Annotated in this window: 14 protein-coding genes; 4 read left to right on the top strand and 10 right to left on the bottom strand. The window is 30.8% G+C overall.

Features of this window, described 5'->3' with window-relative positions; all coding sequences use genetic code 11:
* Positions 1 to 15: 15 nt before the first annotated feature.
* The gene (locus FJR48_RS05360; protein WP_152307126.1) at positions 16 to 1347 is read left to right on the top strand and encodes a GGDEF domain-containing protein; all 1332 of its coding nucleotides are present in this window, start codon (positions 16 to 18) and stop codon (positions 1345 to 1347) included.
* On the opposite strand, the gene FJR48_RS05355 is transcribed toward FJR48_RS05360, so the two are convergent.
* Positions 1344 to 2438, bottom strand: a complete 1095-nt coding sequence (locus FJR48_RS05355) for an NAD(P)/FAD-dependent oxidoreductase (RefSeq protein ID WP_152307125.1) — start codon at positions 2436 to 2438, stop codon at positions 1344 to 1346. The genes FJR48_RS05360 and FJR48_RS05355 overlap by 4 nt on opposite strands.
* Positions 2439 to 2443: 5 nt before the next feature.
* Entirely contained in the window at positions 2444 to 4462 is a 2019-nt protein-coding gene (glyS, locus tag FJR48_RS05350) for a glycine--tRNA ligase subunit beta (protein ID WP_152307124.1), read from the bottom strand.
* Between the two features lie 161 nt (positions 4463 to 4623).
* Between glyS and FJR48_RS05345 the strand changes: the two genes are divergently transcribed.
* Positions 4624 to 5010, top strand: a complete 387-nt coding sequence (locus FJR48_RS05345) for a class II SORL domain-containing protein (protein ID WP_152307123.1) — start codon at positions 4624 to 4626, stop codon at positions 5008 to 5010.
* A 38-nt stretch (positions 5011 to 5048) separates the two neighbouring features.
* Here FJR48_RS05345 and FJR48_RS05340 read toward each other — a convergent pair whose 3' ends face one another.
* Together FJR48_RS05340 and FJR48_RS05335 are read right to left on the bottom strand one after the other, a co-directional pair.
* Positions 5049 to 6878: an ATP-binding protein gene (locus FJR48_RS05340; RefSeq protein WP_152307122.1), complete on the bottom strand. Its 1830-nt coding sequence runs from the start codon at positions 6876 to 6878 to the stop codon at positions 5049 to 5051.
* Positions 6879 to 6927: 49 nt separating this feature from the next.
* Positions 6928 to 8496, bottom strand: coding sequence for an EAL domain-containing protein (locus tag FJR48_RS05335; RefSeq protein ID WP_152307121.1), 1569 nt, complete (start codon positions 8494 to 8496; stop codon positions 6928 to 6930).
* 50 nt (positions 8497 to 8546) lie between these two features.
* Between FJR48_RS05335 and FJR48_RS05330 the strand changes: the two genes are divergently transcribed.
* Together FJR48_RS05330 and FJR48_RS05325 are read left to right on the top strand one after the other, a co-directional pair.
* Positions 8547 to 9203, top strand: coding sequence for a uracil-DNA glycosylase (locus FJR48_RS05330; protein WP_152307120.1), 657 nt, complete (start codon positions 8547 to 8549; stop codon positions 9201 to 9203).
* Positions 9200 to 10477, top strand: coding sequence for a type 1 periplasmic-binding domain-containing protein (locus FJR48_RS05325; RefSeq protein ID WP_152307119.1), 1278 nt, complete (start codon positions 9200 to 9202; stop codon positions 10475 to 10477). The genes FJR48_RS05330 and FJR48_RS05325 overlap by 4 nt, the downstream gene beginning before the upstream one ends.
* Here the strand turns inward: FJR48_RS05325 and FJR48_RS05320 are convergent.
* Genes FJR48_RS05320 through FJR48_RS05295 form a run of 6 tightly spaced genes read right to left on the bottom strand, consistent with a single transcriptional unit; the run spans position 10463 to position 16984 of the window.
* A complete protein-coding gene (locus FJR48_RS05320; protein WP_152307118.1) occupies positions 10463 to 10843 on the bottom strand; it encodes a YbgC/FadM family acyl-CoA thioesterase in 381 nt (126 codons plus the stop codon). The genes FJR48_RS05325 and FJR48_RS05320 overlap by 15 nt on opposite strands.
* Positions 10844 to 10857: 14 nt before the next feature.
* The gene (locus FJR48_RS05315) at positions 10858 to 13437 is read right to left on the bottom strand and encodes an EAL domain-containing protein (protein ID WP_188108632.1); all 2580 of its coding nucleotides are present in this window, start codon (positions 13435 to 13437) and stop codon (positions 10858 to 10860) included.
* Positions 13430 to 14677, bottom strand: coding sequence for a coiled-coil domain-containing protein (locus FJR48_RS05310; protein ID WP_152307116.1), 1248 nt, complete (start codon positions 14675 to 14677; stop codon positions 13430 to 13432). The genes FJR48_RS05315 and FJR48_RS05310 overlap by 8 nt, the downstream gene beginning before the upstream one ends.
* A gap of 23 nt (positions 14678 to 14700) precedes the next feature.
* Positions 14701 to 15330: an HAD family hydrolase gene (locus FJR48_RS05305; protein WP_152307115.1), complete on the bottom strand. Its 630-nt coding sequence runs from the start codon at positions 15328 to 15330 to the stop codon at positions 14701 to 14703.
* 2 nt (positions 15331 to 15332) lie between these two features.
* The gene (hemH, locus tag FJR48_RS05300; protein WP_152307114.1) at positions 15333 to 16283 is read right to left on the bottom strand and encodes a ferrochelatase; all 951 of its coding nucleotides are present in this window, start codon (positions 16281 to 16283) and stop codon (positions 15333 to 15335) included.
* Positions 16280 to 16984 (bottom strand): DUF2461 domain-containing protein, encoded by a 705-nt coding sequence (locus FJR48_RS05295; RefSeq protein ID WP_152307113.1) that lies wholly within the window; start codon positions 16982 to 16984, stop codon positions 16280 to 16282. Before FJR48_RS05295 ends, hemH begins: the two co-directional genes overlap by 4 nt.
* Positions 16985 to 16987: the final 3 nt, after the last annotated feature.

The following is a 16987-nucleotide window of genomic DNA, read 5'->3' as shown; positions in this document are numbered from 1 at the left end:
GGGGAAAAAACAAATATGTCGATTATGGATTACGAGGATTATAAAAATCTTCAAAATAATATAGATAATGACACCCAAGCAGGTGTATATAGCAAACAAAATATAAACAAATTTACAAAGCACTTATCTCATAAATTTATGTCTTATATGTACGATACGGATTATAGAGTAAACTATGTTACAGATGGGATAAAGTATATTTTCGGAATCTTACCAAAAGAGATGATAGGTTCATGTTTTTATGAAAAAGTTCATTGGCAACAAAGTGAACTTAAGAAAATAAGAACCCTTGAAGAAAAACTACAAAAAGATACTAAACGTTCTAAACAGATTGATACATCATTTATAGATACAAACGGCAATATCAAACATATCCGAATGACAAAATATGCAATTGTAATAGAAAATAAAATTACCGGTTATGAAGGTATTATTGAAGATATTACTAAAGAAAAAGAACATGAACTCGAAGAAAAAAGACTACTAAAAGAGTTAAGCTGTCTTAATGAACTGACAAATACAATAAATATGTTTCACAATATAGATGAGCTTCTAAAAAATTCAACAAGAGTGATATCAAACGGTTGTTGTTTTCCAAAAAGTACAATGACAAAAATCATATTTGATTCGAAAGAGTATGTAGATATATTTGTTGAAGATGCACTTTGTGAAAACACTTCGGATATCGTTATAGACTCTAAAAAAAGAGGTTATGTTACAACTTATACAAAATGTTTATCGGATATATGCATAAAAAACACATATACAAACAAGATAAAGTTTTTAGATATCGCAACCGAACAACTTGGCGTAGCACTAAACAATTTGATTTTAAAGCAACATCTTGAAGATATGGCAAATCATGATTCTCTAACACGGCTTTATAATAGAAATGTTATAAAAAAAGAAATTAAAAATGAACTTACAAAAGCAAAAAGACATAACAGAAATCTATCGGTAATACTTATAGACGTAGATCATTTTAAATCCATAAACGATACTTTCGGTCACCAAACAGGAGATACTGTACTTGTAGAACTATCCAAACTCTTTAGTAAGGCCATCCGTTCATCCGATTATGCCATCCGTTACGGCGGTGAAGAATTTGCATTAGTGCTTCCGGAGGCGAGTATAAATACAGCTTTAGAAATCTCTTTAAGAATAAAAGAAAAAGTAAAAAACAATCAGTTTAATATAGATAAAAATAAAATAAATATGACTGTAAGTATTGGTATATCTAGCTTTCCTGAGCATTCAGATAATTTAGAAGAACTGTTTAAAATGGCTGATGAAGCTTTATATGAGGCTAAAGATTCAGGCAGAGATGCTGTTTATATATACAGTTAGGATTTTTTAACCCATCTGGCAAAAAATCTTGCGGGGCTTAAAACCTTATCGATTTTTTTCCCTCTTAAAATAAAATCAGATAACTTTTTTGCCAAGTACGGAGCTAAAACAAATCCGTATCCACCGTTACCGTTTATCATATAAAGATTCGGATAGTAAGTAAAATTTTCAAAGTCAGGCTTTTTAACTCTTATATTTTTCTCACCCATTGCAAGTGTCTCTTTAGAATTTACAATAGCTCCTAAAAGCGGTAAATAGTCAAAACTACCGCTTCTTAAACCCACATAATCTTTTATAACCTCTACATTTTCCAAATCAAGCGTACGAGTAGCTTTTTCCAACAGCTCTATCCTCCCCTCGCTAAAATCATATGGTTCTTTTGAACTCTCAGGATGGTAGTGAACATTATGTGTAGCCCCGATAGCCAATACACCGTCTTTATTTGGCGAGATTGACACAAACTGATGGATTGAATTTTCATTTTTTGTGGAGGTTTTAATATCTATTCTATGCCCCCATACACCGCGAAGTTTTATATATGTCTCATTTAACAAAGATTTATATGCGCCTGTTGCGAGTACGACCTCTTTTGCCGCATATGTATCATTTAATACCCAATATGAGTCTTCATAAACAAGTGTATTTATTTTCTCTTTTATAAACCTTGCACCTTCGCATAAAGCTTCACACATACTTTTTGCATCTACTATGCCTGAATCCAATGATATATATTCTGCATCCAGACCAGTTGGATTCTCATCATAAAGCTTTAAAGATGTGTGTTTTTTATAGTACTTTAAAATATCTGCATCTTTATCATCTTGTGCAAAATGTAGCAGTCTTGTTTTAGTGTAAAGTTTAGGGAAATGTTTTTCATAAAAACTTGTAGAATACACAAAAGCTTCGTGAATCAACTCTTTTAATTCACCCGCTTTTGAAAACTTAGGAGATATGAAAGCACCTGCTGCACCGCTTCCGCCTGCTGCAATAGCACTCTCGTCAAATATGACTACGTTTTTACCTGCTTGTACAAACTCATAAGCAACACTAGAACCGTTGATTCCTGCTCCGACTATTGCTATATCGTACATATATATTAAATTGATACTTCTTTGATATCTGCTATATTTAAAATACTTTTGTATATATTTGCCACTAAAGATTTACGGTTGTCTCTTACTTTTTCATCCTCGGCATTTACCATTACATCTTCAAAAAATTTATCAAGGTACGGTTTAAGTGATAAGAGTGCATCCAACTCTTGTTCATAACTCTCATAACTATCAGCCTTTGCCTTATTAAACTCAGCATTTAGTACTTTTTCTGCTTCCTCTTCAAATAAAGACTCATTTACTGGCATCTCTTTAGTCAAATCAATATCTTTTGTGATATTTGAAACCCTTTTAAATGTAGATGTAGCCTCTTTAAAGTTATCTGAGTTTGCAATGTTGTTCAGTGCTTCTATCTTTTTACCGATAGCTAAAAGTTCTCTTTCACCTGATGCCAGTACAGCTTCAACTATCGAAGGATTAACTTTGTAGTATTGCTTAACACGTTCAAGTATAAATGCTTCAAGTTTAGATAAATCAAATTCCGTATAAGCATCTAATAACTCTTTTACTGTATTTACAATATCAAATTCAAATCCTTGACTCTCTGTTATACGTATAATTCCGTTTACGGCACGACGAAGTGCAAACGGATCACGAGAACCTGTAGGTATTTGGTTTATACTAAACAGAGCTATTAAAGTATCAAGTTTTAAACTCATAGCTACGATAGCGGAGAGTTTAGTAGATGGCAGTTCACTATCTTCACCTTCAGGCAGATACTGCTCGCTTATAGCTGTAGCAACTTCTTGTGAATGCCCTGCTTTTAGTGCATAGTAACCACCCATAACACCTTGAAGTTCCGTAAACTCATAAACCATCTCACTCATCAAGTCAGCTTTTGCTAAAGATATAGCAGTATTTAAATCATCTTTGTTAGCATCAGGTGTATAAATATCAAAAAGTTTATTAGCAATTTTGCTCTCACGTTCTATTTTATCTTTAACACTTCCAAGACCTTTAAAAAATGCAACTTTTTCAAGCCCGTCTATACTTAGTCCATTTTTTAAATCATTTTCCCAAAAGAAAAGTCCATCCGCTAAACGCGGGCGAAGAACTCTTTCATTACCCTCTATAACATCTGAAAAATCATTTGTAAGCGCGTTTGAGACTACACAAAACTTATTGATTAATTTACCGTCTTTAAATACGGGGAAATAACGTTGATGCTCTTTCATAGAGGTAATGATTACTTCAGGAGGAAGAGTTAAGAACTCCTCATCAAAACTACCTAAAAGCGGTGTAGGATTCTCCGTAATAGCTACAACTTCATCAAGAAGGTCTTCATCTACTTCTATCTTAACGCCGTTGTCTTTTTCTAGTTTTACAAATGCGTCTAAAATATCTTTACGTCTTTGATCTTGATAAAGAGTTACACCACCCTCTTTTAAAGTATTAAAGTACTCTTTTGCACCACCAATAGATATAGACTCAAAATTACTAATACGGTGAACAAAGGTATGTTTATCAGACTTTACGCCAAAAAGTTCTGCATCTACAAGCTCATCACCAAGCATAACATTTAACCAACGAATAGGACGTATAAAACTTTCATTATTGCTAGCCCATCTCATTGATTTACCAAAATCAAGCGACATAATCCATTTTGTAATAATCTCGTTTAAAAGAGTCTCTGAAGCTTGTCCTTTTACATCTTTTTTATAGTAAAGAACTTCTTTGCCGTTTTTTTCACCGCGACCGATTTCATCTATGCTTACACCGCATTTTTTGGCAAAACCAAGTGCAGCGGGTGTAGCTTCACCGTCTTTAAAAGCTACTGCCGTAGGTGCTCCAAAAAACTCTTCGGTAGAATCATCTTGAGAAAGTTTAAACTCAGGATGCCATAAAACTAAACGACGAGGTGTATAGTAAAATTCAAATTCACATAAAAGTGAATACTCTTGTAAAATATCTACATATTTCTTTTCAATATTTTCTAGTTGTTTTAAAAGCGGTACGGCTGGAAGTTCTTCAACTCCTATTTCTATTAAAAGTGGTTTTAACATCTATAACTCTTTATAAATTAAATAAGTCGGATTTTACCTTTTTTATGGTTAAATCAGTATAAATTAAAAAATACTTAAAGAAGATAAATAAACTCTTGTTTAACTTTATAAAATATATTTCAAGATACAATTTCGCATAACATAATTTAAAAGGAATAAAAATGCCAAAAATTAACAAATACGTTGATATCGATACAGTAGAAAGAGAAGCAAAAAAGGATCTTATTGACCGTCATTCACCGTTCATTACGGTAGATGGTGAAGCTAAAAAAGGTGAAATACTTTCAGTGAATGTTAAAATGGGTAATGAATATACTCACCCTGATGATTTTGATCACTATATTGAGAGTATTACACTGTTTAACGGTGAAACTAAATTAGCTTCAGCTTCTTTTGTTCCGGGAACTCTAGGAAATGAAAAATCTCATGCAGAAGTTACTTTCAACATCCGTCCAATGGGTAAAAAACTAAACCTAATTGCACACGGTTACTGTACTAAACACGGTATTTGGGAATCAACTCCTGTTGAAGTAGCGGTAGCTGAATAATTTAACACTATAAAGTCCTTTAGTTGGACTTTATATATTTATAAAAACTTACGTAGTATTTTTAATATATCATCTTCGGTATAAGGCTTACTAATATATTCATCCATTCCGGACTCTAAAAATCGATTTCTGTCTTCTGCCAAAGCATTTGCCGTAACGGCAATAATAGGTGTTTTCTTTAAAGAGTTTTTATTTTCAATTTTTCTTATTTTTTTAGTTGCTTCAATACCGTTCATATTCGGCATATTTTCATCCATTAAAACAATATCGTAATCATTATTTTTAAAAAGTTCCAATGACTCTAAACCATCGTTTGCCACATCGTAGGTAAAACCAAGTTCCTCTAAAATCATACCAAGTAATAATTGATTTGTTTTATTGTCTTCTACAACCAAGATATGTGCATTTGAGGAGATAACATCGTTAAAAGAATATTCTTCGTCTATTATAGAATTATTGTCTAACTCCGTATCTTCATCACAATAATGTAGTGGAATATCAAAATAAAACTCACTACCTTTATCAAGTTGACTTTTTACGTTTAATTTTCCGCCCATCATAGATATTAATTTATATGAAATTGAAAGACCTAGACCTGTACCTCCAAATTTTCTCGTTGTTGAAGTATCTTCCTGTCCAAATGCTTCAAATATTTTTATTTGATTTTCTTTTGCTATTCCGACACCGCTGTCAATTACAGAACAATGCAAAGTATCATTTACTATATTTGCATCCAATCTTATAGTACCGTTTTGAGACGTAAACTTAACTGCATTACTTAATAGGTTAAATACTACTTGCTTTAAACGTAGCTGATCGACCAACAAACAACTAGGTATTTTTTCGTCTATATTACTTTTAAAAGTTATATTTTTATTGCTTATCAATTCGGTAAAAATAGAAGCAGTATCATCAAACAGTTGTTTAATATTATAAGGATGGTATTCTAGTTCCATTTTACCTGTTTCAATTTTTGAGAGATCCAAAATATCATTTATAATACTAAGCAGAGTTTCACCTGAATTTTTAATAATCTTAAACTGCTTTAAGCGTTCAGGGTCTTTTTCACTTTTAGAAAGCTTTTCCACAAATCCCAATACACCGTTCATAGGGGTACGAATCTCATGACTCATATTTGCTAAAAATTCCGACTTAAATCTACTGGCAGCTTCAGCATTTTCACGAGCTTCTTGTAATTCTTCTTGTTTAAGTTGCATCTGATGATTATGCTTATTGATACGTTTTACAAGGTCAGATATAATCGTAATAACCTTAGAAGTCTCCTCTTCATGTTTAATATGTGAAAAATCTATCTTATCGCCTATTTTGTAGTTTGCTATAACCTCTGAAATTTTAACCAATGATTTAAACATATACTGCACGATAAAATAAACCAATATAACAACGGCTATAATTAAAATCGATATTACTATAAAACGTGTATGTAAGGTTTTAACTGTTTTGTTATAATGTTTTTTTGTATAATGAAGTAAAATTGTTCCTATTTCTTCATTTGAAACTACATCTTTTATAGGGTATTCCAACCTAAACAACTCGGCATCTTTATCTGGCATTTTCATAAAAAAAAGCTTTTCGTTAAAGTGAACGCATATCCCCATAATATCTTCATTTTCCAAAAGTTTTTTTATAAATTCTTTATTTTCTTTATTAAGTTCTAAAAAATGGTTTACGGCTATTGTGGGTTCAACGGTTTTAAGGATTATTTCTGCTTTTTGATGTTCTATTTTTAATATGTCGTTTGTTATTATTTTATTAATTGTTAGATATAAAATAGTTATAAAAAATATACTTAACAACACAAGTATTAGTGTAACTTTCAATTTTATAGATAACTTAAATCTACTCATAAATACTTTAACCTTTTTTATCTACATTTAGATAATTATAGCACCTTTTTTACATTATATTCAATGAGGGCTTATCTATATAAAATCCTTGTGAAAAGTCTATTCCCAATTCCTTGACTTTATCTAGTACCGTACTTGAATGAACATATTCGGCTATAGTTTTAACCCCTAATTTTCTGGCAAAATCAACTATAGTCTCAACAACCATAAGCGAACTCTTATCTACATCGATGTCTTTAATAAGAGACCCGTCTATTTTTATATAATCAACATCCATTTTTATAAGATATGAAAAATTAGAATATCCGTCTCCAAAATCATCTATAGCTACTTTTGCACCATATCTTTTTATTTCATTTATAAATTTAGACACTTTTGTAAAATCAACTATAGCCTCCGATTCTACAATCTCAAAAATTACTCTATTGGCAATAGGAGAGTTTTTAAGTGTATCGATAATAAACTCAAAAATATCCGTACTCATAACATCGTCTATAGATAAATTGATACTAAAATCATAATCATTATCTTTAAAAGCTTCAAATGACTTTTCAATTATAATTTTTGTAATTAAATTATAAACTTTTACTTTTTTTGCCAAAGGTAAGAATAAAGCAGGACTAATAACATTATCGGATTCATCAAGAAGTCTGGCTAGACATTCATATTTAACGATTTTTTCAGTTTTGTTATCAAATATAGGCTGAAAATAAGGGACTATTTTAGAGTTTTGGACGGCATGGCGAACCTTTGACGATACACTGAGGTTTTGTTCATACTCATTCTCAAACCTCATACTGTCTTCATATATCCAAAACGGCAGATGGTTTTCTTGTGCATATTTTAGTGCCATTGAGACTTTGGCAAATACATTTTCATTTGAACTACTTGCACTTGAGGCTAAGGTTAAACTTGTGGTAATTCTTGAATTTTGATACTCAACTTGAATGATTTTTATTTTTTTATACATGTTACTCATGTACTCTTTGAGTTCATAAAAATTCAACTCTTTATTTATATTTACCGCAAATTCCGTTCCTGACACTCTATATACTTTATCATCCAAGTTTTCAATTAAAAATTTTCCGACTTGTTCTAAGACGTAATCGCCTACTATAAATCCGTAAAAATTGTTAATCGTTACAAAGTCATCTACTACTATACTGACTAAAGCGCTTTTTTCATTATCGCTTAAATCTTTTCTTAACTGATATAAATTTGGTAAGCGTGTTAAATGATCGGTAAAGTACCTACTCATAAATTCCGTTTTACACTCTTGCAATTTTCTGATAAGTTTTGTATTTTTAAGGTTTACATCATTTAAAATTTCACTCTCTAGATTATCCTCAAAAACTTCTCCATAATAGCTATATATTACTATTCTTGTATTATTTCTGTCATTATGTTTTAGCAAAACGACATTGGCGTGTCCGACTCTTTTTGAGAGTTCTTGCTTGAGATTTTGCACTAAAACCGTATTATGAATTATTGAATATATATGAATAAGCATTTGATTACAATCTATCTCGGCTATATCACTTACGGTCTTTTCAACATCAGACGAAGATTCTAATAAATATTCTTTTACATTTAGTAAATCATTTTTATCTTTTTGCAAAACAAATCCTATTATAATTACAAAGTATTAAACCATATTTAGGGCATATATTGGACTCTTTTCAAAACTTAGCACTTCTACAAAATCTATATAGATTAAAAGCCATAGGCTTTGAATATATAGAACAATTTTCGATAAACACCAATTATCACAATGAGAAACCTTTAAATATTTCTCAATTGTATCAAAACATATCTTTATGTCATCTTTGTGACCTAAGTAAATCTCGTTCACAAAGTATGGGAGGATACGGTAACGTAGATGCCGACTTAATGATAATCGATTATTCTGTTTCGCAAAATGACGATAACTCAAATACATACTATTCCGGAAGATCCGGCGAAATATTAAAAAACATGGTAGAAAATGTTTTAGAACTCCAAGTTGATGATATATATTTTACGCATGCCATAAAATGTAAACCCCTAAATTCCAACTTACCTTCAAGTTCTGAATGGGAATCATGTAAAAATTATCTGTTTTTCCAGATAGAATTTATAAAACCAAAGGTTATTGTTACCTTAGGTAAAGATGCATATGCTAAAATAATGAATATAGATGAAGATTTTGAAAGCGTTAGAGGACATGTAATAGATTTCAAAGAGTACAAACTTGTACCTATTCATCATCCTAGTTTCTTGCTTCGAAATCCGGAGAGCAAAAAAACAACATTTAATGACCTTATTACTATAAAGAGCTGTTTATGAAAAAACTATTATACATTATTACTTTTTTTTCTATTGTGTTAAATGCACAAAGTTATCTAATATCAAATATACCGTTACCAAAAACATATATTCAAAATTTAGACCCCTACCCGTGTAATGAAGAATGTCTTCAAAATTATTTAGATAATGATATGATATTATCATTTTTAGCTCATGCCGACAGACAACTTGACAATCAAGAACAAGATGAAATCAGAATGATGAATATATCTATCTTAAATCTTGGTTCACAAGTGAGCAATAAACTAAAAATAGCACTACTGTTACCTTATAAAAAAATAGGTCGTTATGCAGCTTCTACGACTAATGCTTCTTTTGCTTATCTTTTAGCCAGAAACCAAAGTTTTGAATTAAAAACATATAATATAGAGAGTGAAGAATACGAAGATATAGAAAAAGCACTATATGAGATTCAAGAAAACGGATTTGAGTATATAATAGCGCCTTTTACCCAAGAAGGTGCAGAAACTTTTATCTCTTTAAGACCTTATGAAAACATATATTTTCCTACTATAAACAAAAAAGATTTAAATACTACTCTCTCAAATATCTATTTTGGAGGTATTGATTATAAAGCACAAAGCGATTTACTTTTAAAAGAAGCCGTATCACCGCTTGTAATCTTTTATGACAAATCGCCGACAGGAAAAAAACTAGCCGCTTATGAAGAGAAGGTTTTTAAAAACGTAAATTCTCTAGATGCAAATATCTCAGAAATAAATCTTAGCATCCAAGAAGACGATACTATACTTGAATCTGATAATAACAGAACAGTTGTAAAATTTTTAATTCCAAGACGCACTACAAACTTGGAAGCTCAACTGTTTGAGAACGAAGAAATCAAGAGAGGATCTTTTATCGTAAATACGCCTATAGTAAAAAGCTCGATGATTATATCTCAACTCACTATGTATGATACAAATGCTACAAACGTACTTTCAACACAAATTAACTACGATCCGCTTATATTATCATTAACTCAATATGAAGATAGACAAAGTATGGTTATAGCAAATTCAATTACGCAAAACAATTCTGTATTTATCGAAACAAACTCATTACTTGGAAACGATATTGTTTATGATTGGATAAATTATACTACTACTGTAGGAATAGACTACTTTTTCAATAAAATAACAAAACAAGACAGACAATATAAAATAAAAGTAGTAGATAATCAGATGCAATACCCTATAGAGTTACTGCAACCTTCCAAAACAAGATTTATCAAGCACTTCTCAGCCGTCGAATAAAGATACAATAATCTCTTTTAGCTCATCCTCAATCTTTTGAGGATGCCCTTCTCTGTTAATATACGCTAAAATAATCTCAGCTTCAAATAGTTTAATATCATCTTTATATACACTCTGAATAAGAATAAAAGAAGCTGCTTTTATCTGCTTAAGTGAACTTTTTACATCCAGTAAATCACCTAGTTTTGCAGGCTTTAAGTAGTTTGCAATAATCTTTTTTACAACAAAACCTCCCGTTGGCATATCGGGGCTTAGCCCTTTTTGAAAAAAAGTCTCACTTCTTGCTCTTTCACAAAAGTTCAAATAGTTGGAGTGGTAAACTATACCACCCGTATCCGTATCTTCATAATAAACTCTAATTTGCATCTACAACCTTATATTTATAATTCTATTTCCGGTGCTCTAAAATGGTAACCTTGGGAATAATCTATTCCCAACTTTTTTACTTCTTTTAAGATATTTTCATTTTCAACAAACTCCGCTATGGTTTTAACACCCATTTTTTTAGCGAAATCTACAATTGTTGACACGACAAGTTGTGCCTCTTTGTTTTTATCTATATACTTAATCATTGAACCGTCTATTTTTATATAATCGGCATTTAATTTCATCAAATACTCAAAGTTACTATAACCCGTTCCAAAATCATCAATAGCAATCTTACAGTTATACGATTTTATTTTCTCTATAAAGTTGTGAACTTGTTTAAAATTTTCTATAGATTCAGATTCAACAATCTCAAATACTACATATGAGCCTATTTTGTATTTATCCAGCATCTCTATTATAAAATCATTTATTTGCTCATTTAAAATATCTTCAATAGTCAAATTGATGGAAAATTCTATATCTTTATCTTTAAACATATCAAATGATTTTTGAATCATTATTTTTGTTATTTGGGTATAATGTTTGGTTTTTTTCGATATTTCCAAAAAGAAATACGGTGATATTAATTTTCCGTCATCATCTATCAATCTAACCAAAGATTCATACTTTTCCCATTTTCCGCTACTGTTGTTTACTATGGGTTGAAAGACAGGTATTATTTTGTCAAACTCTATGGCTTCTTTAATTTTTTTTGCCCATTTTATATTGTTTTTATATTCATCGTTTAACGATATTTCATCACTGTATATAACTACACTTTTATGTTCTCTTTTTGCTATTTTTAGTGCCATGTCGGCAGTAGTTAAAATTTTTTCATTAGATTCAAAAGAGATTGCGGTAGTTAAATTTAAATATATCTCTTCTTCATCGAGTTTAATAGGCTTTGTTGCAACCTGTAGAGGAATATCTAAAATATCTTTAATAAAGTCTTCTCTTTTTGCATCTTTATGAAAAACAACAAATTCATCACCTTGAAGATGATAAAGACTAAAGTCATTATCTTTAGTAATAGAATTTATGATGCTGGCTAACATAACAATAACCAAGTCACCTTTTTCATGACCGTAAAAATCATTAATTTGAGAGAAAGAATCTACGTTTAATATTGCCAGTGCCGGCGTTTTAGAATTTGCTATGTCTTGGACTAATTTATATCTGCTTCCTAAGCCTGTCAAGGTGTCTGTATTAGCTATATTATCAAGCTTGTTTTGCTGTTCAATCATCTTTGTAATATCGTGTCTTATAGCTATATATTCTACTATATCGTTGTTATCGTCTAAAATAGGCAATATTGAAGCATCTACCCAATAATCTGAGTATTTACCCCTGTTTTTCATAATACCTTTCCAAACTTTTTTAGACCTAATAGTTTTCCATAAATCTGTAAACATCTCTTTAGGATTATCAGGATGTCTCAGTAAGCTATGCGGTTTTCCTATCGCTTCTTCTTTTGTATAACCCGTTACCTTGCAGAAGTTGTCGTTAACATATGTAATTTGTCCTTTAATATCCGATTTTGTAACTATGCTAGACTCATCCATAGCTAACTGATGGCTTTTCAAAAAAGCTACGCTGTGTAGAAGTTCTTTGTTTGTACTATCAATTTTGTCAAGTGTTTTTTCAAATCCAAACTTTATAGTTAAAACAAGTATAAAGAAAAGCACTACCGAAAAAAATACTATTTTTAAAATAGCCTCGTTGAAATTATGAACTAAGATACTTATATCGTTAAATATCAATGTTTTGGCACTTACTTCACCTTTAAAATCTTTATGTTCAAATAGATAAACATCATATATCTTTGAATCTTTTTCTACTCTTAAATCACTATCTAACTTATATCCATCGGGTAAGTGATTGATTAGACTTTTATCATTTAAACTATTGCTCTCTAGTCTATATTTACCGATAAGTATTTTCTCTTTATCTATAAGCTTTTTACTAAATATATCTGCTTCTTTTGCAAAAATTACACCTGAAACATTAGAGAATTTTTTCATTTGACTTAAAATAAAACTAGGTTTTATACCTATCTCTATAGCACCTATATATTCACTATTGTAAAAAACAGGCATCATAACTCTATATCCCAGCAGATGTACTCCCGCTTCAAAGCCCGAAATAGCTTTTTTACTTTCGTGCATATACCTGCACATAGCCCTTTTGCTTGCTATATCATCATCATATTTATTAGGATTGTGCATTCTTAAAAGTGTATATCCGTCGGCTTTATGAAAATGCAAAATTTTTACATATTTATTTTCTTTTTTTAAATTATCCCATTCTTCTTTGACTAACGAATAAAGCTTTAATCTATCATGATTTTTTATACTCTCAATAACTCCCGGCAAAGTTAAAATTGACGTTAGCTTACTTTTATACGAGATTTCATAATTATTAAGAGTATTTGTATATGCAGTTATAGTATTTAACCTATATTGTTCTTTTTCTCTGCTCAGGTTTTCTTTTTCGGTTAAATATATATTTGTAATCAGTATAGATATAAAAACAAATAGTAATACGGAAATAAATAATAATACTTTACTTTTTGTACTAAGTTTTTTAAACATTAGTTTCACCGTATCCTTTTTGAAGCTGTGCTTTTTTTGCCAGCATCTGAACACTTTGAGATAACTCTTCATTTGAAATATGGTAATGTTTATGAAGTTTTTCCAAAGAGTTGTCTATTTTACCTGTTAAAAGAACTATTAAATCTTCCATTTGCTCTTTTATATTGTTAATATCATCTTCTTGAGATTCTCTAAGTTCTCGTGATAGCATACTTAACTGCGATTGAGCCTTAACATAATCTGCTCTAAGTGTTTCGATATCATTCATTAAAGCTCTTAATTTGACATACATATCGCTTAGATTTGAGCTTTGTTCTTGCATCTCATCCATCTTTTTTGACGAGAGGGACATCTGAGTTAAAAGAACTTCACTCTCTTTTGAAATATGCGATATTTTATTTTCACTCTCATATAATGCTGTGTTTAAACTCTCCGAGTGAGATTTTAAAGTACTTATTTGTTCTTCAAAAGCTTTAGATATATTTGCCATTTTTGAAACCGTATTTGTCACAATAGCATCGGATATGTTTTTTGCCAAATTTTGAATCTGTACCATAGTGGCTTTTACATCATCTAAGTCTTTGGAAATATCTCCCTTATTTTGCACAATATTTTGCAAGAGTGAATTTAGTTTATTAAAATGATCTTGTTCGGAGATACGGATTAGGTCTATATGCTTATGAACAACATCATCAAGTGATGGCATCTCAACATCCGCGAAATCTCGAAATGCTTTTTCAACACCTTTATTTAAAGCTTTCATTTCATCAAACATTTCTAAAAAAATATTTTGGTTTGATTTTATAGTATCAAGTGCTTGTATATCTTCTTTAAATTTTTTTCTTAGTTCTTCTTGAGCTTTTAAGTCTGTTTTTTGTGAATCGTTTATCTTGACTTCCAACTCCGTAGTATATTGCTTTAGTTGTGTTATTTGTTCTATTAAAGTTTGTGTGAATTCATGCTGAAGTCTTTTTTGTTTAGATTCTATAGTTTGGTGTATTATATTCATAACTATATACAATATTAACGATACAAGCAATGGAAAAGACGATTCGCGTAAAAGTAAGATGATATCTTTATACTCAGGGTGTATTATAAAGTGAATAACACTACTTATAGCCCCTATACCTATCATTAGCGGGGCATAATTAATTTTATTTTCATGTTTGATTATTGAAATCTGTCTTAGAAAAAGAAGTGCCATGAAAGCAAAAGATATAACGATATCAATACTAAACATTTATAATCCCCTAAAATCAGTTTTTAAAGTATTATATCTAAAATATCTTTTGGAGTATTAATAACTATATTATGATTTGATTCGGGGGTAAATCCCCAAATAGCAAAAGCCGAGTTTATACCCGCATTTTGCGCACTGAGCATATCTTTAGAATTATCGCCGATCATCCATGCTTCATGTTTTTCATAGTCAAAATTATAAGATTTTAAAATATATTCAATCATTTTCGGACTTGGTTTTGAAGCATTTATTTTATCTGCACCTATAATCACGTCAAATAGATGTGCAACATCTAGATGCGACAACATTCTTTTTGCAAATTTTGTAGGGGCATTTGTTGCTACTGAGAGTTTAATACCATTATCCAAAAGAGTTTTTAAGGTAGTGTCTATACCGTCGTATAAGTATGGATTTTTTACACATTGTTCATAATAATGCTTTTCAAACATATCTCTTGCACTATCTTCATAAATCTCTGTTTCGTAAAAAAGATACGGTAGATTTCTAACCTCCATATTTATAGCCTCTACTATAAACTTTTCACTTAGAGGTTTAAGATTATAGTTAGTTTTTCTTACATGGTTTACCGATATAGTTATATCTTTTTGAGAATCGAGCAGTGTGCCGTCCATATCAAATATAACAACTTTCATAACTATCTCATTTTTTTGTATATCTGAGCCAATGCTTCTACAAACAAATCACTGTCATTTGGGCATCTGGCAACCTTATACTCTTTTATACCAAGTTCACTTGCAATTTCACGATACTCGATTTCGAGTTCGAAATCTGTTTCAGAATTGTCAATCGTAAATGCTATAGGAAAGATAACAACTTTTTTAGATTTTAACTCTTCTAGTTTTTCATCCAATGATGGTCTTAGCCATGCCATTGGTCCGACTTTTGATTGATATGCTATATCAACAGACGCAAAATTCATGTTTTTTTCGCTTAGCATCTCTTTTAAAATCTCTACATGTCTAATAATATGTTTCTGATACACGTCACCGGCATCTACAATCTTTTGAGGTAAACCGTGGGCTGAGAATATAAGCTCAAATTCATCATAGCTTGAAGTTCCCATAACTTCTTTAATATTTTCTAAAACGGCTTCATTATATTTTTCATTTTTAAAAAAGTGTTTTATCTCCGTTAGCAGTGCATCTCCACCGTGCAAATGGTATTGTTCTTCAAAATCTTCGAGTGATGACTTTGTCGTTGTCGTCGAGAATTGAGGGTATAAAGGTATCAAATAAATTTTATCTACGTTCTCTTTATTTAAACGTTGTATCACTTCAGAAGCAAACGGAGGAGTATAACGCATAACAAAATCCACGATTACCTCACCACCGAGTTTATCTTGAAGCTTTTTTACAAGCTTTTTCGTATGTCCTACAAGAGGGGATTTTCCACCGAGTTTTTCATATATCTCTTGTGATGATTCGGTTCTTGTAAAGGTTATCATCGTAGCTATAAACTTACGAAGAAGGGAACTCTTAACAGTGATAATATTTTTGTCGTTAAACATGTTTTTTAAAAACATTTCAACCTCTTTAAGGTTGTTTGGTCCACCCATATTTAAAAGTACTATCGCTTCTTTTTTCAATCTATATCCTCTTTGACACGTAAACTTACTTCATACATGAATTGTTGTAATACTAACATATCTTCATATATTTTATAAAGGTTATCTATAAGCTTATCTCCATCACAAATAAGTTCAGGCTTAAGAACTTTATACGTAGCCATACCTTTATATAAAGCCAAATCTGCATTTGACATATCACTATCAAAACCGCGAGGCAGTCTTTTATAACCTTTGTCAATTACTTTATAACCATCTGCCGTTATTTTATCGAGTATATTTTTTAGTTTTTCTCTATTTTCATCATTTTTAATATATTCTCGGTATGCATCTAACATAGGTTTCTCAAACCATCTTACACCCACTGCTACAAAAAGTTCATCGGGAGAAAAATGCATATAAAACCCTGAACTTTGAAGCCTTTTGCCGCCACCTTGCCAAAAAACAAAACCTATTCTGTGTTTTAGAGGCACTTTGTTTGCACCCATTCTACGGGTATCGCGGTAGATGCGAAAAAGAGATTTATTTATTTTGGGCTCAAAATTTAGAGTCGGTTCAAGTGCCATCAGATGCTCACCCATCTCTTCTACAAAAAGACGTGATGGGTTTAAAATATACTCTTCATACTCTTTTTTATGAGCTTCAAACCATTCTTTGTTATTGTTTTGTCTAATCGACTCTAAAAACGTTAATGATTTTTTATCAAAACCTTTAAAATCCATACT

Origin of the sequence: Sulfurimonas lithotrophica (assembly GCF_009258225.1) — a bacterium.
In the GTDB taxonomy this organism is placed as follows: domain Bacteria; phylum Campylobacterota; class Campylobacteria; order Campylobacterales; family Sulfurimonadaceae; genus Sulfurimonas; species Sulfurimonas lithotrophica.
Note: the sequence above shows the minus strand (reverse complement) of the source record. Positions and strands in the feature narration are given on the sequence as shown.